General features: G+C 41.5%; 24 protein-coding genes. 6 read left to right on the forward strand and 18 right to left on the reverse strand.

The annotated features are described in order from the left end of the window. Positions 1-11: 11 nt before the first annotated feature. The 8 genes from ABN702_RS11985 to ABN702_RS12020 form a co-directional block, all read right to left on the reverse strand. Positions 12-797, reverse strand: a complete 786-nt coding sequence (locus ABN702_RS11985; protein WP_417897086.1) for an SDR family oxidoreductase — start codon at positions 795-797, stop codon at positions 12-14. Positions 798-961: 164 nt separating this feature from the next. Further along, positions 962-1264: an ArsR/SmtB family transcription factor gene (locus ABN702_RS11990; RefSeq protein WP_417897087.1), complete on the reverse strand. Its 303-nt coding sequence runs from the start codon at positions 1262-1264 to the stop codon at positions 962-964. A 70-nt stretch (positions 1265-1334) separates the two neighbouring features. After that, positions 1335-2114, reverse strand: coding sequence for an SDR family NAD(P)-dependent oxidoreductase (locus ABN702_RS11995; protein ID WP_417897088.1), 780 nt, complete (start codon positions 2112-2114; stop codon positions 1335-1337). 163 nt (positions 2115-2277) lie between these two features. Continuing rightward, positions 2278-4392, reverse strand: a complete 2115-nt coding sequence (locus ABN702_RS12000; protein ID WP_417897089.1) for a zf-HC2 domain-containing protein — start codon at positions 4390-4392, stop codon at positions 2278-2280. A 153-nt stretch (positions 4393-4545) separates the two neighbouring features. Further along, positions 4546-6042, reverse strand: coding sequence for a hypothetical protein (locus ABN702_RS12005; RefSeq protein ID WP_417897090.1), 1497 nt, complete (start codon positions 6040-6042; stop codon positions 4546-4548). Continuing rightward, positions 6029-6589 carry an RNA polymerase sigma factor gene (locus ABN702_RS12010; RefSeq protein ID WP_417897091.1) on the reverse strand — a complete coding sequence of 187 codons (561 nt, stop codon included), beginning with the start codon at positions 6587-6589 and terminating at the stop codon, positions 6029-6031. Before ABN702_RS12010 ends, ABN702_RS12005 begins: the two co-directional genes overlap by 14 nt. A gap of 481 nt (positions 6590-7070) precedes the next feature. Further along, a complete protein-coding gene (locus ABN702_RS12015) occupies positions 7071-8066 on the reverse strand; it encodes a LysM peptidoglycan-binding domain-containing protein (protein WP_417897092.1) in 996 nt (331 codons plus the stop codon). Positions 8067-8218: 152 nt separating this feature from the next. Then, the gene (locus tag ABN702_RS12020; RefSeq protein ID WP_417897093.1) at positions 8219-9115 is read right to left on the reverse strand and encodes a manganese catalase family protein; all 897 of its coding nucleotides are present in this window, start codon (positions 9113-9115) and stop codon (positions 8219-8221) included. A gap of 171 nt (positions 9116-9286) precedes the next feature. On the opposite strand from ABN702_RS12020, the gene ABN702_RS12025 reads away from it, so the two are divergent. From ABN702_RS12025 to ABN702_RS12035, 3 genes are all read left to right on the forward strand, one after another. After that, positions 9287-9394, forward strand: coding sequence for a YjcZ family sporulation protein (locus tag ABN702_RS12025; RefSeq protein ID WP_417897094.1), 108 nt, complete (start codon positions 9287-9289; stop codon positions 9392-9394). A gap of 238 nt (positions 9395-9632) precedes the next feature. Further along, the gene (locus tag ABN702_RS12030) at positions 9633-10091 is read left to right on the forward strand and encodes a hypothetical protein (protein WP_417897095.1); all 459 of its coding nucleotides are present in this window, start codon (positions 9633-9635) and stop codon (positions 10089-10091) included. A 21-nt stretch (positions 10092-10112) separates the two neighbouring features. Continuing rightward, positions 10113-10892, forward strand: a complete 780-nt coding sequence (locus ABN702_RS12035) for an alpha/beta fold hydrolase (protein ID WP_417897096.1) — start codon at positions 10113-10115, stop codon at positions 10890-10892. Between the two features lie 44 nt (positions 10893-10936). Here ABN702_RS12035 and ABN702_RS12040 read toward each other — a convergent pair whose 3' ends face one another. After that, the gene (locus ABN702_RS12040; protein WP_417897097.1) at positions 10937-11254 is read right to left on the reverse strand and encodes a hypothetical protein; all 318 of its coding nucleotides are present in this window, start codon (positions 11252-11254) and stop codon (positions 10937-10939) included. Positions 11255-11546: 292 nt separating this feature from the next. Between ABN702_RS12040 and ABN702_RS12045 the strand changes: the two genes are divergently transcribed. The 3 genes from ABN702_RS12045 (at position 11547) to ABN702_RS12055 (ending at position 14282) form a co-directional block, all read left to right on the forward strand. Then, positions 11547-11741, forward strand: coding sequence for an aspartyl-phosphate phosphatase Spo0E family protein (locus ABN702_RS12045; protein ID WP_417897098.1), 195 nt, complete (start codon positions 11547-11549; stop codon positions 11739-11741). 303 nt (positions 11742-12044) lie between these two features. After that, the gene (gene argS / locus ABN702_RS12050; RefSeq protein WP_417897099.1) at positions 12045-13739 is read left to right on the forward strand and encodes an arginine--tRNA ligase; all 1695 of its coding nucleotides are present in this window, start codon (positions 12045-12047) and stop codon (positions 13737-13739) included. Positions 13740-13826: 87 nt separating this feature from the next. Continuing rightward, the gene (locus ABN702_RS12055; protein WP_417897100.1) at positions 13827-14282 is read left to right on the forward strand and encodes a DUF2269 family protein; all 456 of its coding nucleotides are present in this window, start codon (positions 13827-13829) and stop codon (positions 14280-14282) included. Between the two features lie 71 nt (positions 14283-14353). Here the strand turns inward: ABN702_RS12055 and ABN702_RS12060 are convergent, their stop codons facing one another. From ABN702_RS12060 to ABN702_RS12100, 9 genes are all read right to left on the reverse strand, one after another. Continuing rightward, positions 14354-14593, reverse strand: a complete 240-nt coding sequence (locus ABN702_RS12060) for a hypothetical protein (protein WP_417897101.1) — start codon at positions 14591-14593, stop codon at positions 14354-14356. 109 nt (positions 14594-14702) lie between these two features. Beyond that, positions 14703-16031, reverse strand: a complete 1329-nt coding sequence (locus tag ABN702_RS12065; RefSeq protein WP_417897102.1) for an ABC transporter permease — start codon at positions 16029-16031, stop codon at positions 14703-14705. Further along, positions 16015-16719: an ABC transporter ATP-binding protein gene (locus ABN702_RS12070; protein ID WP_417897103.1), complete on the reverse strand. Its 705-nt coding sequence runs from the start codon at positions 16717-16719 to the stop codon at positions 16015-16017. The genes ABN702_RS12065 and ABN702_RS12070 overlap by 17 nt, the downstream gene beginning before the upstream one ends. 138 nt (positions 16720-16857) lie before the next feature. Then, a complete protein-coding gene (locus tag ABN702_RS12075) occupies positions 16858-17814 on the reverse strand; it encodes an ABC transporter permease (RefSeq protein WP_417897104.1) in 957 nt (318 codons plus the stop codon). Position 17815: 1 nt separating this feature from the next. Beyond that, positions 17816-18730: an ABC transporter ATP-binding protein gene (locus tag ABN702_RS12080; RefSeq protein WP_417897105.1), complete on the reverse strand. Its 915-nt coding sequence runs from the start codon at positions 18728-18730 to the stop codon at positions 17816-17818. Between the two features lie 17 nt (positions 18731-18747). After that, a complete protein-coding gene (locus ABN702_RS12085; protein WP_417897106.1) occupies positions 18748-19515 on the reverse strand; it encodes a hypothetical protein in 768 nt (255 codons plus the stop codon). Then, positions 19512-20213, reverse strand: coding sequence for an ABC transporter ATP-binding protein (locus ABN702_RS12090; RefSeq protein WP_417897107.1), 702 nt, complete (start codon positions 20211-20213; stop codon positions 19512-19514). The genes ABN702_RS12085 and ABN702_RS12090 overlap by 4 nt, the downstream gene beginning before the upstream one ends. After that, on the reverse strand, positions 20206-20586 hold the full coding sequence (locus ABN702_RS12095; RefSeq protein WP_417897108.1) for a GntR family transcriptional regulator: 381 nt from the start codon (positions 20584-20586) through the stop codon (positions 20206-20208). Before ABN702_RS12095 ends, ABN702_RS12090 begins: the two co-directional genes overlap by 8 nt. After that, positions 20583-21362 carry a hypothetical protein gene (locus ABN702_RS12100; protein WP_417897109.1) on the reverse strand — a complete coding sequence of 260 codons (780 nt, stop codon included), beginning with the start codon at positions 21360-21362 and terminating at the stop codon, positions 20583-20585. The genes ABN702_RS12095 and ABN702_RS12100 overlap by 4 nt, the downstream gene beginning before the upstream one ends. Between the last annotated feature and the right edge of the window lie 154 nt (positions 21363-21516).

A 21516-nucleotide genomic window follows, 5' to 3' on the forward strand; every position in this document is an offset into this window, starting at 1 on the left:
TCTCTTCACCGTTATATCGATTTGACCATCCCGCCATCCACAAGGAAGGAGCTTCCGGTCATATAGCTGTTGGCATCAGATACAAGGAAGGTAACGACCTTTGCGAACTCTTCCGGCTCCCCGTATCGACCAAGAGGAATTGTATTTTTCATTTTCTCTTCCATTTCACTTTTTGTGATCCCTTGCTTTTCCGCGTTGACTTCATCCAGGAACGCAACTCGGTCCGTAGCTATTCTGCCTGGTGCCACCGTGTTAATGAGGATACGGTCCTTCGCCAGCTCACTAGCCAACGTTTTCGTCATTCCGACAATCCCTGTCCGGAAAGTATTGGATAAAAGCAAACCTGGAATCGGCTCTTTGATAGACGATGACGCTATATTGATAATCTTCCCGCCATTTTTCTTCAGATGTGGCAGTGCCTCACGAATCATTCTCACATAGCTTAATAGGTTCAATTCAAAAGATTGCTGCCACTGCTCGTCTGTTATCTGCTCAAACGTACCGGCAGGAGGACCACCAGCGTTATTTATTAAGATGTCCAATTGCCCAAAAGAATCTATCGTATGCTGCACTGCTTGTTTGATCTGATCAGGCTGTGTAATATCTGTCTGAATATACCTCACCTGACCACCCTGAAGATTTTCGAGTTCAGTTTGAACTTCATTCAGTTTTTCTTCATTCCTGCTTGCCAGTACAACATTTACCCCTTCAGTTACAAAAGCCGTGGCAATCGCTTTGCCCAATCCTTGGCTCGATGCCAGTACAAGTGCCGTTTTCCCTTTAAGATTCAATTCCATAGGTGCACGTCCTTTCAGAAGTATGTATTTACTTTTATTATAGCGCTTACTTTATTCTGTGTAACGTATTTGATTCTCCAATATGGAAGTAATATCAATTGTGGTGATATATGAAAAATAAAAGAACCGCAATCAAAAATCGCGGTTCTTTCCAAATAGACAAACTATAAACATTCTTCTTCCACAAGCTCGATCAAGTTTCTGAGCATATTGACCGAGGTATCGAGGGTCAGGGAATAAATTCGCTGTGTCCCTTTCTGTTCTATGGAAACCAGCTTATTGTCTCTAAGTATTTTCAAATGGTGGGAGATAGCCGGCCTTGATAACCGGGAACTCTCCGCAATTTCATTCACGGTAAGCGATTCCTGTTCAGCAAGCAGAAGGATGATATCCTGTCTCGCTTCATCGGCAAGCACCTGAAATAAAGGGATACAATCCCGGAAAGTTTGAATAGCACGCTGATTCATAGTCCAACACCTTCATCCTGCATCTTTGCCTATAGTATACCAAGAAATTGGCAGCTTCGGACAGTATCTTCTATTTTTTTGCCTGCACGCTTCGAACAATATTGGTTACTGCTTTTCTTGGAAGGAAGCGGATCAGTCTGGTAAGGAATTTGTTCTGCAATCCTGGCACTATAATCACTTTCCCCTTTTTGAACTCCTGATATGCAACTTGTGCAACACTTGCCGCTGATGACAAGGAACCGTCGAACAGCTTGGATTTCCCTAAATCTGCCCTGTCTCCAAAACCTGTTTCAGTAGGTCCTGGACATAATGCAGACACTGTAACATTTGTTCCCTTCACTTCATTTGCCAATGCTTCTGAAAAGGAGAGAACAAATGCTTTCGTCGCATAATATACGGCCATAAACGGTCCGGGCATAAATGCAGCAACAGATGCCACATTCAGAATGCCACCACGGTCCCTCTCAAGCATCCCGGGTAAAAAAAGTTTGGAGAGAAGGGTAAGGCTTCGAACATTCAAGTCGATCATTCCGAGTTCGTCCTTTACATCCGTCTCCACGAAATCACCGTATAATCCATATCCTGCATTGTTTACAAGTACATCTACCTTTACATTTTCGTCCTTCATCTCTTGTGCCAATTGATGGATGGCATCCTCATTGGATATGTCCTTAGCTTTCACTTTCACCCCGACCGCATATTTCTCCCTAAGCTCTGCTGCCAGCATTTCCAATTTATCCACACTTCTCGCTACTAAAATCAAGGAGTACTTATCTCTTGCAAAATGGTACGCAAGCTCTTTTCCTATGCCATTTGAAGCACCTGTAATTAATACTGTTTGTGTATTCATCTATTTATCTTCCCTTCCGTTCGTTAATTTAAATGTTTAAACACTTAAACATAATATACATAACTTTGTTCAACCTGTAAACTGTGAAGTGTTTCCTTATTTTTTAAACCCTCACAACGTGGACCAACCGGTTAAAAAGATAACCGATTGGTTCAGCTTTTTTCTAATCTTCTTCAAACAACGGGATTCTTAATTCACCTTCATCAAAATTATAGATATTAAAGGCACCTTCTGCCTTTAGAGTGACTTTTTCCATCTCGTTCTGGATGCCTCTAGGGAATATCTCCGCATTAAGCAGCTCAAATTCTCCTTCTTTGTCTGCAGGTATATGATTACCCATATAATGCAACTCCAGATACTCCCCGTTTTCTCCGACTACATTCCAATTGAATTGCTTTTCACTTTTCCCCTTATTTTTAACTGCATTTATTAGGATTTGATAGCTTTTGTCATCATCCCCATTCTCTTTATGCCTTACAGTCAAATCCTTCAGAGTCAAACCTTCCAGTTCAATATTGAGCGGTTTGTCTTCAGCTTCCTCCAAAGGGAGGGAAAGTGAGACAAATGAAGGCTCGTTGTAATGAATATTCCTGACATCGGCGAAGTAAGGGCCATTCGCCGATGCTTTTCCGAGATTTTCATATTTTTCATAGTCATAATGATAAAGGGAGTAGTCCTGAGTGATCAATTCACCAGGTGTCCATTCCATCATTTGAGAGTGATAGTAGAGTGGAACCATATATTGGCCTTCCTGATTTAGCAATTGAATGTCCGCGTAGGCGTTTTGATAGCGTTCCAGAACAGGATCACCATCTCTTGTTTCCTTCAAAAGATTTTCCAACCGCTTCTTTTCCTCTTCCTTCAATCTTACATGGTACGTCAACCGGCTTCCATGTTTTCCATAGATCATCGTGAGGAACTCAACCTCTATCTTTCCATCAATCTCCTTCACCTCATTCAATTCCACAACCTTGAGGTTATCCTCCACTTTATCATACCTGATCGGCACTTCCACTTCCCAGTTTCCTGTAATACCCTGCATTCTTCTGAAGTTGAATTTAAGAGTAAATTTATCCGGAAGCTTCTCTTCTTCTACTGCCCTGATGACAAATGAATGGCGCTCTGCTTCTTCTTTTTCATTCATTTCACTCCCCTGCGGTGTATAGAACATACTGCCTAACGGCTGAGACACTTCAATCGGATATTTCTTTCCTTTTTCATCGATAAGCTCCACTGCATTGGGCTCGTATATATCAAAATCCATAAAATTAGGAATGATTTGATCTTTCCTTTTGGCCTCATAATAGACCACCATATGTAATGGATCGATATCCACACTTTTCACTTCAAAAGACACATCCTTATCCGTTGCCTTGTATGTGCCTTCCGTCCAGACATTTAAGATGGTGCCATACTCTATGTAAGTAGCCACTTTATTCGCCAAAGGCTTCAGGTTAGGTACCACGACAGCCCCTATCATGAAAACTGCAGCCATGATGCCTATAACCCCCAGCTGGTATTTCCAGGTGCGGTGCTTTGGTACTTTTTTCACATAAGGAGTAAGTTTGTTCAGTACTCTCCTATTGAAATCCTCTTCCAATTTAGGTGAATGGATGACATCCTCCAAGCCTCTTTTCTCCGCCTTCAAGCTTGTCAGGATTTCTCTGCAGGAAGGGCAAAATTCCAGATGATCCTCGACTTTTTCTTTTTCCGCTTCCTTAATATCTTCATCAAAATATTGAATAAGCTGATAGACGGAAAGGCATTCTTTACTGCCTTTCTCCGTATCTAGTTCTATCAATCTATCTCTTACATGATTCAAGGATTGCTGATATCTCCCTTTAATGTCATCTACCTGTTCATCCAGGAACAGGGCAAGCTTTTCAGGGGTTTCTGCAAGAGCATGATGTAGAAGAAATTCAAAACGCTTTTTGTTCTCGAGCGTTGTAATGGCTTCTTCTATTTCAAGAAAACGAGGATTGTAAAATTGGATATAATCCTCAGGGGCAGTTATTCCGAAAGAAGCTACTTCCGTTTTGATGTATGTAAGGGTCTGGCGATAAAGCCAATCGGAAAAGAACTCCTTCTCTTCATACAAGGCAAGCCTTTCATAGGCAATGATAAAACTTTTTTCCACCAATCTTTCCGCTTTGTCCTCTGAACCTGCCATCCGGAGAGTTACGGCATACAGTCTGTTTTTATATCGTTCAATGATAGAATCATATGCATCCTTATTGCCATCTAAAATACTTTTAACCTTCACTGTTTCCTCGATCATGCCAATTTCCACCCTTTTACATAGTTCTCGGTGACTTGTATTTATCTCTCTACCTATTATACCATTCTCTTCCTTATTTTCACTGAATTATGCGAACATTTACAAAAAGGCAGAAGCAAACCTGAATTCCATGGTTTACTTCTGCCTTTTTCATTAATCCAAAGGAACTTTCATCGGTTCAGGAAGTAACACGGTTTTATCAATGGAAAGAAAATCAATGGTCACTGTTTGGACACTGTCCGTAGCACCTGTCATTTCAAATTCCAGTTCAAATCCTCCTTCATCATTTATAGAGGTAAAGTTTGTGTCAGTATCCTGTCCAGGTCGCTTCCAGCCGAGTGTCGTTACATGTTCGATGCCACTTTTTCCAGTTACCTTCACTTTCAGCACCCCGTTGATCAATTTTGCCGTATAGCCGGTAAGGATCCATTCATCAGTCGCCATATCGTCCAATATGTGCGTTCCCTGTTCAATATCCAGGTTAAATTGCGCAACCATTGGTTCCTTCACTGAAAATCCGTTCAGCTCAAAAATATGTTTTTCTCCTTTTTTATTATTTTCAGCTGGCCTTTCCCCTCTTTCCGTTAATCTGAATTCCGTTTCCATCAGAAAATGATTGCCGTTGGTGGATGAGACGCTGGCACCACTGTAAGTCAATTCCCTCCCCGCTTCAGTTTTTACATTGTAAATAGGCTCAAGCCAGACGTGGAGTTCTTCACGCCCCTTCATGTGACTCTGAACCCTGGCCATTTCCTCATCGGAAAATGTTGACTCGAACGTCAGTATTTTTGCATTTGGTGCATTTATCCATTCAAGCAGTTGCAATTTATATAGACCTTCTATTCCAAGCGTATCATCTAACTTCAGCATAGTGGTTTCTTTTTTGGATTCTGTCATATCTATAGGTATCGAAAAAGACCAATCTCCCTTTTCATCCATTATTTCATTGATTTCAATGTCAACTGCTAAATGATTGGGAGTTTCATCTTGAGGATACAAAATTATCGATCCATTCCAAGTATCTGGTTTCGTAAAATCCAGGTTTTTAAAAGGGACTTCTTCACCATTCACAGTTTTAAGGAAAATGGAAGGAAACTCATAGTCCTTGGACATCAGAACATTATTCATTTCATTATCCAGCAGATTATCTCTGAATCTTTCCCGCATCTCCTCTGTAGGCTCTATTTCATAAAAAATTTCTATTTTGACAGGGCTTGCGCTGACTTCTGTGATATTGAATGTTACACCATTGTGCTCCACACTGTACAAAGCATTTACTTCCTCCTGCTTCACCGGTTCAGCGACTGTAGACCCTTCCCCAAATAAATTTTCAAGCTCGGGATACATCGAAGCTCCCAACCCAAATGCCAATACAATACTGCAGGCTGTCAGAAACTGATATTTCCATGAATGTTTTTTCTTTTGACTTGGATATGGAGTTAGATCTTTAAGTACGTGTTGATCAAAATCATGCGGTAGTCTCGGTGCATGGATGGCCTCAATCAGAAATGCTTCTTCCTTTTTCAAAGCCTCCAGCACTTCACGGCACATCGGGCAGAACTCCACATGTTTTTCCACCATTTTGGATTCTGTCTCTTCCAGGATGCCATCAAAGTATGCTGTAAGTGTTTCAAAATTAAAGCATTTCATGAAAATACCCCCCTTTCTGCTGCATAAGTTCTTTTCTCATCTTTTTCTTTGCTCTGTGAATTTTATTCCTTACTGTACTGATGGGCTGCCCTACAAGTTCACTGATTTCCTCGTAGCTCAGATCTCTCGTATATTTCAATAGAAGAATCATTCTGTCTTCCTGTGGTAAAAGCTCCAACAGCTTTTCCAAATGTTCATATTTTTCCTTTTGCAAATACTTGCTCTCAGGTGTATTTGCAAAGTTTGATTGATCAGATTCCTCCTGCAGCTCCACTAGCTGAAACCTCTTCTTCCGGAACTGGTCCATGCAATGATTAATGGACAAACGGTACAGCCAGCTTGCAAAGCTTCCTGTGCTTTCATACTTTTCAAGCTGTGAATAGGCCTTGATCAAACATTCCTGTACCAGGTCTTTTGCATCCTCCGGGTTTTTGACCATTCTTAAAATGACTGCATAAAGCTTGTTGCTGTAACGGGTGATAAGAAAGGAATAGGCCTGCTTATCCCCTCGTAGCACTTCTTTTATATAATAGGAATCGTCCTGCATCCTCTAACCTCACTTCACATCTGACTTTCATTATGTATAACGGGATGAGCTTTAAAAAAATCTCATTATTTCATTAAAATTTCTATTACCATTATACAAAAAGAAGCCGCAGAACCTGCGACTTCTTTTTTTCCTCCTCAATATTTGTTAAGGTAAAAAAATTTAGCGAAAATTTCTCTTCTTTTCTCATCTATTGAAGCATGCTTGCTTGGATAGCTCGGATTCTTTTTACTACCGAAAATGAGTGACAGCATTGTTTTCATCCTCCATCATCCCTTTAATTTGTTATAACCAAATTATAGAATGAACTGGATTTGATAAATACGTACTGCAGAATGGTTTACACTCGTTCTTTCATCTATTATTTTTTCCCACTTAGTAAGGATGGCATCTACGTCTTGTGACGGAGGAAAAATACCCATGCAAAAAGGAGATGGTTTTCATTTATCTCCTTCTTGCGTAAGCGTAAGTTATCTCTAAATTAGAAAACCCTTATTGCCTTCACCGCTCGTGGCTTCCAATAAGTATTCATGGTTGCATAGGCAACTCCGGTTGAAGTGGCAGAATGCAGAATGGTGGTAGCGTCCACAACGATGGAAACGTGATTGATTGTGCCATTTCCGTCTGTGTCAAAGAAAATCAAGTCCCCTTTTCGCACTTGGGATAGCGGAACTTCTTTCCCGACATTCGCTTGCTGAGCAGATGTTCTTGGCAGGTTGATCCCATTTTCCTGGAATACCCTTAAAGTGAAAGAGGAGCAATCAAATGCATCTATTCTTGTTGTTGATGCACCATAAAGGTAGCCGGCACCTAAATATTTCTTCCCGCTTTCAATGATGGCGTTTGCTTTTGTCTGCCAATCAGTATCGCCGCTTACAGGTACAGCTTGTCCTGCACCCGGAATAGTAATGACTTGTCCTACATAAATCCGGTTTGCATCCTTGATGGATGGGTTGGCATTCAATAATGCCACTAGGGTGATTTGGTGACGTTGTGCCACTAATGATAATGAATCACCACTTTTAATGGTATATGTACTTGATTCCTGAACAGGTGCTGGTTGGCTTGGTGTACTGCTTGCAGGTGCAGAACCGTTTGGCACCGTTATTTTTTGGCCAACATAGATGCGATTAACATCTTTGATAGCAGGATTTAAACTCAGCAGTTTGCTTAATGTTGTTTGGTGGTTTTTAGCAATGGCAGTCAAGGAATCCCCTGATTTAATTGTATAGGTTCCATTGGAAGATGTACTGCTCGGTGCTTGGACGTTTTCTGCAGTTACTTTCAGGGATTGCCCAGGATAAATGACATCTGTGGAAAGACTGTTCCAAGTTTTCAGCTCGTTTATGGAAACCTCATTGTTGTTTGCTATTTTCCAAAGTGAATCTCCAGATTTCACAATATAGTCAGATGCAAAAGCTTGTCCGGAAAACATGAATGTCGTTACAAGGGCTCCTGCCATGATTTTCTTTTTCATGATGTACAATTCTCCTCTATTCTCACAATTTGTTAATCAATACAAAATTATCTTAGCACGAATTTTCCAACAAATAACGCTAATTTATTTTCCTTAAATCCCATTATATGTATATAAAATAACCCCTGGGATCTTACCCAGGAGTTACAAACTCATATTCCAGCTGAACGCTGCAGTCTTTTTGCAATTTCCATAAAATCTTCCGGTGATATTCCAGGCGCAAACTCCTCCGGAAGATCTTCCAGATCGGGGATTGGACCTCCTTCGGGGGTACCTTGAATTACTTCAAGCTTACCACCGTCTTCCGGATGTCTGCCTTTCCAAATGAGCGCGACATCTTTATAATCATTTTCGCTAAAAGTGTAAAGCTTTCGATGGATTCCTTCTGCTTCAAATTTCCTTGTTGTTTCGAATGCCCTGTTCTCCAAAGAAGGAATGGGAACCATTTTCGTTATGTCCACACCTGTTGCAATTTCCAGGGCTTTTGCGTAGGCAACGACATGAACCCCTCCTCTTACAAGGAGATACCCGATCATCTCTCTTGCTACGGGATTATCTGTCATCTCATACACCCTCATCTTATGGGTTCTTGCCCCACACTCCAAAAAGAAATTATGCAGCAAGTCTAAAACGAGATTACCGCTGTTAAATACATTATCCCCTGTCCATGCTCGCCCCATCGAATCAGCCGGCATTCCTGTTTGTGCATTAACGATATAGTGGTGGGTATTCCGAAGGTCTTTTGTATTCCGCAAAGGGGCGGCATTTGGGTTCGCAGGATACGTTACACCCTTCAGCATCAGATTTATTGTATTTGTCACAAGTTCCACATGTCCGAATTCCTCGGCAGTAATGCTTGCCACCAGATCGTAAAAGGGTTTCAGCTTTTTCTTGTTACGAAAATTAAAAGATTGGAACATGTAGTTATTCAAGGTGGACATCTCCCCGAATTTCCCGCCAAGCAGTTCCTGTACCGCTGCCGCTCCATTCGGATCTGGACTTTTGGGCATCGGCAATTCGATCTGCAGCTTATTTATTCTTTTAATCATGGCATTCCCTCCCTTGCACTAGCAAAGATATCGCTATTTACTTTTATGTTTTGAGGGTTCTGTCCTATTACAATCACCGAAAAGAGTTCCAATATCTAGGGCATATGCCCATACATCATGGGTGTTTGTAACATAAAGTATCGTATCTTAGCTTGAAAGGAGATACGTTTAATGAGTAAAGCAGATGGCGGAAGATGCGATCATCATGGATCTGGTTTCACATTATTCATCATATTGTTCATTCTTCTAGTGATTATAGGTGCAGCCTACCTTTGTTAATAACGGGTGATGTATGAAACGTAGAGATTTTCTCTGCGTTTTTTATTTTAAAATCATAAATAAACATAATTTACGCAACTATAGGCTAGCATAAGTGTAGATTAAGTGTTGGTTGGAGGAATATTAGCAATGATTACATCCCTGCCTAATACCCAAAATAGAATAGCAATTTCACATCCGCAGGAGTTTAATTGTTCTGAGGCACGGTTCTGGAATTACAATAAAATGAGTTTGTACGATGAATAAGTCTTTGGAAAGGTTGTTATGGAGCATTGCCTTACCAGGATTCGGTCAATTATTGAACAAGCGGTATGTCAAGGGCATTACATTCATTATTTTAGAGGTACTCATAAATGTACAAGCCAACTTCAACTCCATAATCATGTATAGTTTCAATGGTGAAATCAAGCGGGCTTTTGAAGATGCAAACTATTTGTGGTTGATGTTCTATCCTTGCTTGTACTTTTTTGCGATGTGGGATGCATATAAGGATGCCGGTGGTGGAAGTGCGCCTTTTTCCTACCTGCCATTTGTAAGCTGTGCCTACTTTGTCACTGTAGGCCTTATGCTTTCAGCGAAGATTAAAGTGTACGGAATAATTCTTGGACCTGTATGGCTCCCAATGGTTTTTGTCATACCTGGAATTATATTTGGACTACTCGTAAGAGAGATACTCTTGCATTATTACACTGAATAATCTCAGAAGGAGTGAGCATTTTTGCCATATGCTACTACAAGGGATAATGTCGATATCTACTACCGTCTTATAGGAAGTGGGCCCCTCACGCTTGTCTTTATTCACCCTCCAGGAATGGGGCATATTACATTCACTCACCAATTCCCATTGGCGAAGAGATATCGGTTATTGCTCCTGGATCTGCGAGGAAACGGTAAAAGCGGCAGCAACCAAAAGAAAATACAATTCCCATTACTCGCTCAAGACATTTACGATATTTGCCAGCAGTTGGAACTGAATAGATTGATATTGATAGGCTATTCAAATGGGGCATCCATTGCCATGGAATTTGCAATCACTTACCCAAGTCTTGCAAAGGGGCTCATACTAGTCGGGGCTTTCCCTAAAGTTAATTCCTCCCTATTATTTGGAGAGTTTCTTCTTGGCATTCTTGCGGCAAAGCTTCATGCTGTACCGCTTTTAGCAAAAGTTATCGGAAATGCCCACGCCTACACAAAGGAATTCGGAATGGAACTGGAAACTTACATAAATAAAACAAATGCCCATATTCTTTATCAGATGTATCAAGAGGGAATGAGGTATGATTGCACAAAAAGAATCGCTGATATCAAAGCACCGATTCTGCTTGTGTATGGACAAAGGGATTACTATGTCCACCACTATCAGAATGAATTCAAAGCTCTCCACCCCGAGACGCAAGTTATTTATATCGGAAAAGCCAAACACCAGGTTCCCACAAAATTCCCGGACGAATTCAATGCCGTTGTACACTCTTACATCCGAAGGATTACTATTCCCTAATAAAATCAAAAGACCACATGCAGTTAGCATATGGTCCATGTTACTTATTTTGTAGGAATACTTATTTTTTGTACTTCTAGTGTCTTTCCTAAGTGAATCTTACTTTGAACGCAACTGGATGCATATGGGAATAAGCCATTATGCGCTATTCTCATCCTCGTTAAAGTGGTCTGAAGCGTCGCTAGGGCATCTTTCTCACGGACCAATTGAATATTGGTCATATCCACCATGGCGCGAAGGACATTTTCAAGTGCTTTCCTGAGCTGGTCCTGCTGCAGCACTACCTCGTCTTTTACCAATAGCCTAACCATTTCATTGGCGTACACATTCATTTTTTCCAAACTCTCCACTTTCGTTTTCATCGCACAATCCCCCTTGGCTCATTGTATTTGCAACAAAAACTTACTATACCATTATTTTTTTCCTAGCCTTATAAATCATTTTTCGCCGATACCTCCCCCAATCCCTGCCTATCGACAAAAGAAGTGATGAACCTATCTTTTTCGAGTGTACGTCCCTTATTTAAAGATGTACAATATATGCTTCTTTTCGTTTTACGAAGTTTTTTACGATAATACCTCCTTTTTACACATAACCTATTTTCTTACAGTTAATTTTCCTTTATAATTGGATATATCGTTAGAGGGAGTGAACATGATGAAACTTATTCAACTTGCAGTAGAAAAAAAGCGCAACCAGATGATGCAAACTGCTAAAAAAACAGGTTTAACCTCTAATGAAACGATAAAATTAAGTCAAGAACTGGATGAAATGATGAACATCTTCGTTCCTCCAACGATTGATTTTTCAACTAATCAGCTCACAAGGAAAAATAATCTCAAGCGATAATATCTATTGAAACTTTAATAAAAATCTTTATAATTAATAAAAATTCATCTAAAAGCCATTAATGAAAAAGAGAGTAGCTTATCGGCGGGACAATAGCGAGTTAGGGACGGTGGGAGCCTAATGCGATGCGATAAGGGAAGCGCACTTTGGAAATGGATCGGTTTATCCCCTATAGCGGATAAAAGCGGCTTTTTCATTATGGGAAAAGCAATAAGAGTGGTACCGCGGGATTACAATGCTCGTCTCTTCATTAATTTGAAGTGACGGGCTTTTTTATATTTTAAAAAAGGAGTGCTAGTTATTATGAACATCAAACAGATTATCGCTGAATCAATTCAGCATGCATTTCCGGAACTGACGATTGATCAGATTGCCAGTAGAATCGAGAAGCCAAAGTACGCGCAGCACGGAGATTTTGCCTTCCCGGTATTCGACCTTGCCAAAATAAAAAAACAGGCACCACCTGCCATTGCATCCTCCCTTTCATCCATGATTCATCATCCATGGGTGATGAAAACAGAAGCAGTTGGCCCCTATGTCAATTTCTTTTTGCATAAAGAGAAGGTTCAGAAGGAAATCGTCTCAACCATTATTAATTCGGGAAAAGATTTTGGAAATCTTCAAATTGGTAAAGGAGAAAACGTAGTACTCGACCTTTCCTCTCCCAATATCGCCAAGCCATTTTCCATGGGACACCTGCGATCCACGGTTATCGGCAATTCATTAGCAAACATTCTGGAGAAATGTGGCTATCAAACGGTCCGCATCAACTACTTGGGAGACTGGGGTACTCAGTTTGGAAAGCTTATTGCCGCCTATTTAAAATGGGGGTCAGCGGAAGCCGTCCGGGAAAACCCAATACCTGAACTATTAAAGTTGTATGTGAAGTTCCATCAGGAAGCCGAAACCGATCCGTCATTGGATGACGAAGGACGGCTATGGTTCAAAAGATTGGAGGACGGAAATGAGGAAGCTCTGGCCCTGTGGAATTGGTTTCGCGAGGACTCTCTCCATGAATTCCAGCGAATCTATGATCTGCTCGGCATCGAATTTGATTCCTTTAACGGGGAAGCATTTTATAACGATAAAATGGAGACTATCATCAATCGTTTAAAAGAGTTGAAACTATTAACCCTATCCGACGGTGCCGAGGTGGTCGAACTGGATGAAAGCCTGGCCCTGCCCCCTTGCTTGATCAGAAAATCGGACGGCGCAACACTTTACGCAACCCGGGATTTGGCTGCCGCTTTTTATCGGAAAAAGAAGTATAACTTTGCAAAAGCTCTTTATGTCGTCGGCCAAGAACAGACTGTCCACTTCCAACAAGTAAAATCTGTTGTTCAAAAGATGGGAGAAAGCTGGGCCGAGGATATGCACCATATCCCATTTGGCCTTTTATTGAAGGATGGCAAGAAAATGTCCACCCGGAAAGGAAAAGTAATACTACTGGAAAAAGTGATTCAAGAGGCTATTGAACTTGCAGAAAGCAATATCGCAGCCAAGAATCCTCATCTATCGAACAAGCAGGAGATTGCAAGACTTGTAGGAGTCGGCGCCATCATCTTTCACGATCTGAAAAACTATCGCTTGAACTCCATTGAATTTTCATTGGCAGATATGCTCAAATTCGAAGGGGAAACCGGCCCTTATGTTCAATATACCCATGCCCGGGCATGCTCCATTTTAAGAAAAGCTTCCTGGTCTGCTCAAGGGATTGCTCCATCCCAAGGACTTAATGATGACTATTCCTGGAATCTTTCAAAGAGACTATATGAGTTTCCAGTGACATTGGAGAAAGCTTATGGGGGGTTCGACCCTTCCATTATTGCAAAGTATATTGTGGATGTTTGTCAAAACTTCAACAGTTGGTACGGCCATGAGAAATTCTTGACAGAGGATGAGGAAAAAGAGAGCAGACTTTCGTTAGTGTATGCTACGACACTTGTCATCCAGGAATGCTTACATTTATTAGGAATGGTTGCTCCTCAAGAAATGTAATGACATTCTTTGTAAATATTGCTTCCCAGCACATGAAACCGCCCATTCTCTCATATATTGTAGTAATAATCTATTGGGGGGATGCCTATGAAATGGTTGGTATGGTTTCATGTCTTGGTTGCAATAATTGGAATTGGCCCCACATTTTTCGGAAATATTCTATTGCGAAAACATCAAACCATCACTGACCTGCGACATAACATACTTCTGCAGCACAAACTGGATTATTTCCCAAAAATCGGTGGAACAATCGCTGTCATCACAGGTATCCTGCTCGTGATATTCGGGGACTATGGTTCCATTCTCCAGTTCTGGCTTTTTGCACCCCTTCTGCTTTACCTTGCCATTCAGGTTCTTGTTATCGGCTTTATTTCACCAAGACTGTATGAACTGCAACAGTGGCTGCTTCATCCGGATAATCGCGCCTCCACCCAATTGCCTCTTAAATATGTGTTAAGCTTGAATGCCCTCAGTAATCTCTATATGTTCGTTTCATTCCTGGGCTTCTTGATTTTCCTGCTGATGGTAGTCAAACCGACATGAAAAATAGGTCAGTTCCTTACCCCCTCTTTGGAAGACAAAAGAGTCTAAGGCATTGACCTATTTTTTGTAACTCATTCTGACCATGCTTTGCGGTTTTTATAGTTAGATTCCGTCCCAAAATAACTGTTCAAGAGCAGCTCCATTTTTTTCAGATCGGCACGTGTCACGACCTCATCCCTCTCATCCCAGTAGACTGTGGAAACAAAATAATATTTTTTCACTCGGGAGAAAAGCACATTCGAATGGGGGAACTTATCAAAGAAACCAATTATTCTCCCTTTTTTCATATAGGAAACGTTCAACAGTTCCATCTTTATCACCTGCTTTATTAGGTGTTGTACAAGGTAAATCCTGTTCTTCCTCTATACCACCTTCAGGCCATAAAAAAACTGCCTATACAATGAAAGGCAGTAGCTTGTGTTAAATATCTCTACGTAAAGCTTTTAATACATCTATTCTTGTAGCCTTCGCCGCAGGTTTCAGGCCTGATAGAATGGCAACGATCAAACTGATTCCTACACAGATTGCAGTCAGCGACCATGGTATATACGAGAGCATAACCTCTGTTCCCATCTCTTCGTTGAACACCATCTTAATGACATGTGGCAATGCAAGATTAACGCCATAACTGATCAAGTAGGAGGCAGCGGTCCCAATCAGTGCTCCGATGATTCCAATATAGGCGCTTTCCATCAGGAACAGACTCTTGATCATTTTCGGGCTTCCCCCAATCGCTTTCATGATTCCGATATCCTGCGTCCGTTCTGTAACTGCCATGCTCATCGTATTAAAAATTCCGATAGAAGCGATGATGACGGCAATGGTACCCACAAACAATAGGCCAACTTTCAAAACCGCAAACAATAGATTGATTTCCTTCAGCTGCTCAATTGGAGAGTACGCATAATACCCATCCGCTCTCGCATTATCCAGTATCCCTTGTACATGTTCCATGTCAGTTGCATATACACCAAGATAAGAATAGGAGGATTCCTGACTTTTCAAGTTCTCAATCGCCTCTTCAGGCATGGATGGATCTAACAAAGCGCCATATGCAGTTCCTGTAAAATCTTCAATTTCCTTCATTTTCTCTTCTGTTATATTGACAAAATTCTGGTAGCTGTTTTTATTGACAGGCTCTGCAGCAACCCCGACAATCGTAAGCTTGAATTCCTTCGTCTCTTTTTTCTCATCGAAAAACTGCGGAATAGACAAAGTTATCTCTTTTCCAATCATATCATCCTGGTATTCCTGATACTGACCGTCCACCTCCTTGCCAAACGTCTCTTTTAGATGATACCCGACCACCACCTCATTCGGAGATTCAGGCATGCGTCCTTCTGACAAGGAAAATCCAGCTTTTTTCTCTGATGGATAATGTACTACCCTTGTTTCGGCATGACTTGCAAAGTCCTCCAACGTATAAAAGGATTCCCAGTTATCTAGTTGTTTCCGGCGAACAACAGTTTGAACATTTTCCATTTCTTCAAAGTATTCAATATCGCTTTGGGAAAGTCTTGCGCTTGTCTCAGGATTATCTCCGTTACTTTTTCCGCTTACCTCGACCTCGGTTACCACACCGTTTTGGGTGACATCCTTAATGATCGTTTCCTGCAAGCCAAACCCGACAGAAGCCAGCACCATTAAAAAGGCACATCCCATCGCAGTTGCGAGAATCGTCATGAATACACGGCTTCGATTCTTTTTCATATTTTCCCTTACAAATTGAAATTTATCTTTGAACTTCATAGATTTCTCCTCTTTCCATCACACTGCCCTCTGTCAGCTCTATCGTACGGTGCGCAACACTTGCAACATCTTTGTCATGCGTAATAATGACAAAAGTGATGCCTTCCTTTGTATTTAACTCTTGAATGAAATGCAGAAATTCAAGCTCTGTTTCACTGTCCAAGCTTCCGGTAGGCTCATCCGCAAAAATGATACCTGGCCTTGTAATCAACGCTCTGGCAATACCTACTCTCTGCTGCTGACCGCCTGACAGTTCACTAGGATAGTATTCCTCGAATCCCTTCAATCCGACCCGGTCTAATACCTCTAACACACGAGTTCTTCTCTCGTTATTCGAGATTCCCTTTATTTTCAGTGGCAATTCCACATTGCTAAACGCACTCATACTGGGAATCAGCTGAAAGCTCTGAAAAATGAAACCGATATTCTTCAGCCGGAAATCGGACCATTCCGCTTCCGTCAGCTTCGTCACATCCGTTCCTGCAATTTCAATCGTTCCGGACGTCGGCTTCATAAACCCGCTCATCAGGTTCAGCAGCGTCGACTTGCCTGAACCGCTTTTTCCCACAATGGAAACAATCTCTCCCTCATAGATGGACAAATCCACATTTTTCAGGACTGATACTCGTGTCTCTTTATTTTTCTTCCCCACAATAAAATCATGGGAAAGCCTGCTCACTTTTATCATCGCTATCATTCACCTATTCTTTTGTTTTTTGTATCGATACATAGGTATAAACGAAATAGGAGGTAGAAAGGTTGTGGGCTCGCGCACAAAAAAAACCACCTCTCCCCAAAACGAAGAAAGGTGGTTTTCCATATAACCCTATGCTGCAATATCCCTCTTCACAAATGTAAAGAAACTGATCACATGCAGCAATACAAAATACAGAAGGTACATCACTACCGAAAACCAGAATGTGGTTCCCGCAACGATTGGCATGCCGTCGATTAAAGCGTTGAAGTTGGTGTTGGCGAATGGCGAATACTTCGCCCACTCGAATTTCATTCCGACCAATTGGGTGATCTGTGCACCTGTAAATAGCAGGAAGAGCGAGATACCAATTGCCAGTGAGTTGTTACGGAATACACTGGAGATCATGAAGGCGATTGTGGCAAACATTATAACTCCAAGTGAACTTAAGAGTAGCTTAACCAATATATAGACCAACGGATGAAGCTCGAACACATCCCCGCTCACATATAGTAGCTCCGGCGCGCTTTTCATTCCGAATGCGATGGCTCCGGCGATAAAGGATGTTCCAAAGAAAATGAGGAAAAAGATGACCATAAATACCAGAACTGACAGGTATTTTGCTATTAGGATTCTGCTTCTTTTAATAGGGCGGATCATGAGGAGCTTGATGGTGCCCCAGGTAAATTCACTGGCGATGGTGCCGCCTGCAATAATGACCACGAATAGTGTGATGATGCTTGTTAATCCTAGATTGTCGTTAATGTATGTCCACACGGAATTTTCATTTGTAGGCTCCAAATCATTCTGAATGCGGTACTCATTTATTGCATATTGGCGCTCCAAGTATCCGTGGTCACGGTCGGACTCGCTTTCCATCGTCATTTTAAAATTCTCGTTATCCTGTTGAAGCTGTTCCTTCCAGCCAAGCTGTCGTCCTTGGCCTTGATTTGGATCATCCATCATGGAACCCATCATGATTGTGAATACTACCCCGATAACGGATAGACCGATTAGAATGATGCTCATAACATAAAAACTTGGACGGCGGAACCATTTTATCAGTTCATTTTTTACCAGATTTATCATACTAAGCACCTCGCTTCTGTGACGTTTTTTCCAGGAACTTGTCTTCGAGGGTTTTTGTCACTTCTTTTACTTCAAAAATTGCAATCTTGTTCTCAACCATACTTGCAACTATTTCCGGCACTTTTTCTTTTTCAAGGACCACCTGTAGGGTGCCTTCCACCTCTGTTACTGCCAAACCGGCTGATTCTAGGATTCCCTGGGCCGCATCCATCTGTGCAACTTTAAATTGATAGGAAGAAACCCCATCCTGGATAAAGTCACGGACGCTTTGGATATCCAGCAGTTCTCCCTGCTGGATGATGCCGATCCGGTCACACATCAATTCCATTTCCGACAACAGATGGCTTGAAACCACAATGGCCATTTGCTCCTCACGTGCGAGTTTTCGCAGGTAATCACGTATTTCCCTGATTCCAGCAGGATCCAGGCCATTTGTCGGTTCATCCAAAATCAACACCTTGGGCTTATTCAGCAAGGCCTGTGCAATCCCTAAGCGCTGCCTCATACCGAGTGAATAAGTTTTCACCTTTTCTTTAATCCGATCCGTCAAACCCACCAGTTCAATCACTTCCGCTAAGCGCGCTTCGGTTATTCCAGGTACCATGCGTGCATACTGCATCAGGTTCTGATAGCCCGTCAAAAATTTGTACATTTCAGGGTTTTCGACGATTGCACCTACATGGCTGACCGCTTTCTCATAATCGGTTTTTATGCTGGCACCTTCTATGAAAATATCACCTGAAGTTATGCTCATCAGTCCCACCATCATACGAATGGTAGTGGTTTTACCTGCTCCGTTTGGTCCTAGGAAGCCGAACACTTCCCCTTTGTACACTTCAAAGGAAACATCCTTGATAATCTTTTTCCCCTTAATTTCTTTGCTGACATTTGTAAGCTTTACTGCTATTTCGTTCATCACTTTTCCTCCTAGCATTACATTTCCATTTTCTTTTCCATCCATGAGGCTGTTAAGAAAAACAATACTGCGCAAATCATGGCATAAAAGCCTATAAGCCCAAGTGATACCTCTCCCATTGTCATTCCAAAAGTAATTGTTTCATTTTCAAATTGCGATCCAAAAGTCGGCATTGGTAATACTCCGATTTCAGAAATGTGTGTATATAGCTTCGTTTCGTCTGACCACTGATGTACATGGAAAAGCGGAAAAATGGATAAACCAATAAGAATCTGACTTAATTTTCCCAGGCCACTTTTTGTCCTGACACTGACCAGCATCACCCAGATAAACAACCCCCAAAAACCAAGGTAGACGCTCACAAGCGTAATTCCTCCAAATAGAAAGGCCAACTCCCACCATTGTTCACCATCCATCCATACAGGGGTCTCCATTAAAGTATTAGATAGGGAGACTAGAATAAACGTAAAGGATAGCGATAAAAATAAAGATAACAAGGATACAAGGGATTTACTCGTTAGTAAAGCAAATGCAGGACTTGGATTATGAAGCCATTGCATGCTTTTTGTCTCTTGATGGATAAGGATGGGTAACCCTACACCGATATACAATAAGTGAGTTAACAGTAGGAACATTCCGATCCCGGTTGCTATTGTGGGTTCATTATAATAGAGTGCAAGACCGATGCCAAAAGTCCAAGCCACAAATATCGCCGCAACATTTTGCAGGAAGGATTTCTTAGCAAGCTTCCAATCCTTCCGTAACAATCCCTTCATTCGCATCATCCCAGTTTCTCCTCAAACGAACGGATCATCCATTCCTTTACAGACAGTCCTTCCACTTCCCTAATCTGTTCTACGTTTTCCTTGGCCAAAAAGTTTCCATTTTTCATTAAAATAACTTCATCAAGCAGCGGTTCGATCTCATCGATTTCATGTGTAGCAATGATGATTGTCTGTTTTCCGAAATCCACATAAGTCAGAAGCCCTTTTACAATCGAGTCCCTTACCATCGGATCGAGGCCTGAAAAAGGCTCATCCAGTAAAATATATTCCGCTTCCCGTGCAAGTGCCAGAACAAGCTTTAATCTTCCCCTGTTACCTTTGGAGAGTTGTTTGATTTTCTTTCCCGGTTCCAATTTCATGAATAGCAGCAGCTCTTTTGCTTTATCCATCCGGAAGTCTTCAAACTGGGAAGCATAATACCAGATCATGTCATCTACAGTAAACGGTTCATAATAGAAATCGAGTTCTGTCAGATAGGCAACGGTCTTTGCTACTCTTCGTGTGGCTACTTCACCATTGACGGTTACCTCCCCATTATTCGGTTTCACGAGTCCTGCCATCAACTTCAGGCTTGTTGATTTTCCACTGCCATTTGGTCCGAGGAGACCGATTATTTTTCCCTGTTCCAAAACAAGGTTTCCGTCCTTCACCGCATAATCCTTGCCGAACCTTTTTGTGACTTTATCAAATCTAATCATGCTTCCCTTCCCCCTTGGATAAGAATTCTTCCACACTGTTGATGATTTCCGTTTCCACAACACCTATTTCTCTCATACTTTTGACAAAGTTCTCTACAACACTCGCCTGCATCGATTTCTTCAATTGCACCACCATCCCCAGATTCTCTGTCACAAACGTTCCCTGTCCCCTTTTTGTTTCCACGACCTCTATCCTCTCCAATTCACTATAGGTTCGTTGAATCGTATTTGGATTGACCCCAGATTGAATCGCCATTTCCCGGACAGATGGTAATTTATCTCCAGGCTTAATGTCCCCACGGACGATTTCCCTGCTTATCCGGTCGATGATCTGCAGATAAATCGGTTTATCCGCATCATATTTATTACTCATTTCACTTCCACCACCTTCTCCAAGAGCCAAGCAGAAATTGAATACCAAATCGAAATTCTGAAGAAATACAGAATTAGATAGCCAACTGTCAGAGGATTACTGTCAGGATTAATGGTTCCTCCCCCATCCGCCACTTCAAAATAAAGACCAACAATATGATCAAATGGCAGCGGCCATAGACCTGAAATAAAATTTACAAATGAAGTGTCTCCGAGGTAAGCAAGAAGGGAATGTAAGAGAAAAGCAAATGAAATAGTAATAAACACTTTATACTTGCCAAGAACCGGGTGTGTACCTGTTGCGTGATAGAAAGCCCAGTAAAAAAGCAGATAAAGGCCCAATTCGACCCCGATTGCTGTTATCCCAAATCCCCCGGAGATAAATAAAGAGAGGTAGTTGAAATCTTCTAGCCTCGGAAAGGCTTCAAATAGTATAATAATTGCCAGGATAAAGATACAGAAGCTGGCAAGATGCAAGTACAATCCAGTTACTACTTTGCTTAACAGGATTTTAAAGGCTGATTGAGGCGAGTGCAGCCACAGCTGGGTTTTCCCCTCCATGATCAATCCGCTGATCAAAAAGACAGCGATATAAAAAATATGCCCTCCAAGTATCATTGTAGTCACCACAAGCCCGATTCCAGGTTGCTCGTGATAGATGGAAAAGCCAAGTGATATCAGCCACGCACTTAGCAGTCCCAGTGTAGTAAGCAGAAAAGTCTGCCTGGAAATCAACCATTCCTTCCTTAACAACCCCCTGAATGCAGCATTCATCATAATCCCTCCCAAAAATACTAGTGTACTAATGTAATCATACACCGTGTTCTAGTTAGATAGTACACTAAGTCAAACTCGACCGTCAATAGGTTTTCTCCTTAATTTTTTTCGACATGATCCCTAAACATAAAAATTATTATGCCGATAAAACAAT

The sequence above is a fragment of the Bacillus haimaensis genome (assembly GCF_048270625.1).
GTDB lineage: Bacteria > Bacillota > Bacilli > Bacillales > Bacillaceae_I > Sutcliffiella_A > Sutcliffiella_A haimaensis.

What these genes read in the sequence shown, in the direction of transcription:
- ABN702_RS11985 (WP_417897086.1), bottom strand. Translation starts at nt 797, where the DNA reads ATGGAATTGAATCTTAAAGGGAAAACGGCACTTGTACTGGCATCGAGC.
- ABN702_RS11990 (WP_417897087.1), bottom strand. Translation starts at nt 1,264, where the DNA reads ATGAATCAGCGTGCTATTCAAACTTTCCGGGATTGTATCCCTTTATTT.
- ABN702_RS11995 (WP_417897088.1), bottom strand. Translation starts at nt 2,114, where the DNA reads ATGAATACACAAACAGTATTAATTACAGGTGCTTCAAATGGCATAGGA.
- ABN702_RS12000 (WP_417897089.1), bottom strand. Translation starts at nt 4,392, where the DNA reads ATGATCGAGGAAACAGTGAAGGTTAAAAGTATTTTAGATGGCAATAAG.
- ABN702_RS12005 (WP_417897090.1), bottom strand. Translation starts at nt 6,042, where the DNA reads ATGAAATGCTTTAATTTTGAAACACTTACAGCATACTTTGATGGCATC.
- ABN702_RS12010 (WP_417897091.1), bottom strand. Translation starts at nt 6,589, where the DNA reads ATGCAGGACGATTCCTATTATATAAAAGAAGTGCTACGAGGGGATAAG.
- ABN702_RS12015 (WP_417897092.1), bottom strand. Translation starts at nt 8,066, where the DNA reads ATGAAAAAGAAAATCATGGCAGGAGCCCTTGTAACGACATTCATGTTT.
- ABN702_RS12020 (WP_417897093.1), bottom strand. Translation starts at nt 9,115, where the DNA reads ATGATTAAAAGAATAAATAAGCTGCAGATCGAATTGCCGATGCCCAAA.
- ABN702_RS12025 (WP_417897094.1), top strand. Translation starts at nt 9,287, where the DNA reads ATGAGTAAAGCAGATGGCGGAAGATGCGATCATCATGGATCTGGTTTC.
- ABN702_RS12030 (WP_417897095.1), top strand. Translation starts at nt 9,633, where the DNA reads ATGAATAAGTCTTTGGAAAGGTTGTTATGGAGCATTGCCTTACCAGGA.
- ABN702_RS12040 (WP_417897097.1), bottom strand. Translation starts at nt 11,254, where the DNA reads ATGAAAACGAAAGTGGAGAGTTTGGAAAAAATGAATGTGTACGCCAAT.
- ABN702_RS12045 (WP_417897098.1), top strand. Translation starts at nt 11,547, where the DNA reads ATGATGAAACTTATTCAACTTGCAGTAGAAAAAAAGCGCAACCAGATG.
- argS (WP_417897099.1), top strand. Translation starts at nt 12,045, where the DNA reads ATGAACATCAAACAGATTATCGCTGAATCAATTCAGCATGCATTTCCG.
- ABN702_RS12055 (WP_417897100.1), top strand. Translation starts at nt 13,827, where the DNA reads ATGAAATGGTTGGTATGGTTTCATGTCTTGGTTGCAATAATTGGAATT.
- ABN702_RS12060 (WP_417897101.1), bottom strand. Translation starts at nt 14,593, where the DNA reads ATGGAACTGTTGAACGTTTCCTATATGAAAAAAGGGAGAATAATTGGT.
- ABN702_RS12065 (WP_417897102.1), bottom strand. Translation starts at nt 16,031, where the DNA reads ATGAAGTTCAAAGATAAATTTCAATTTGTAAGGGAAAATATGAAAAAG.
- ABN702_RS12070 (WP_417897103.1), bottom strand. Translation starts at nt 16,719, where the DNA reads ATGATAAAAGTGAGCAGGCTTTCCCATGATTTTATTGTGGGGAAGAAA.
- ABN702_RS12075 (WP_417897104.1), bottom strand. Translation starts at nt 17,814, where the DNA reads ATGATAAATCTGGTAAAAAATGAACTGATAAAATGGTTCCGCCGTCCA.
- ABN702_RS12080 (WP_417897105.1), bottom strand. Translation starts at nt 18,730, where the DNA reads ATGAACGAAATAGCAGTAAAGCTTACAAATGTCAGCAAAGAAATTAAG.
- ABN702_RS12085 (WP_417897106.1), bottom strand. Translation starts at nt 19,515, where the DNA reads ATGATGCGAATGAAGGGATTGTTACGGAAGGATTGGAAGCTTGCTAAG.
- ABN702_RS12090 (WP_417897107.1), bottom strand. Translation starts at nt 20,213, where the DNA reads ATGATTAGATTTGATAAAGTCACAAAAAGGTTCGGCAAGGATTATGCG.
- ABN702_RS12095 (WP_417897108.1), bottom strand. Translation starts at nt 20,586, where the DNA reads ATGAGTAATAAATATGATGCGGATAAACCGATTTATCTGCAGATCATC.
- ABN702_RS12100 (WP_417897109.1), bottom strand. Translation starts at nt 21,362, where the DNA reads ATGATGAATGCTGCATTCAGGGGGTTGTTAAGGAAGGAATGGTTGATT.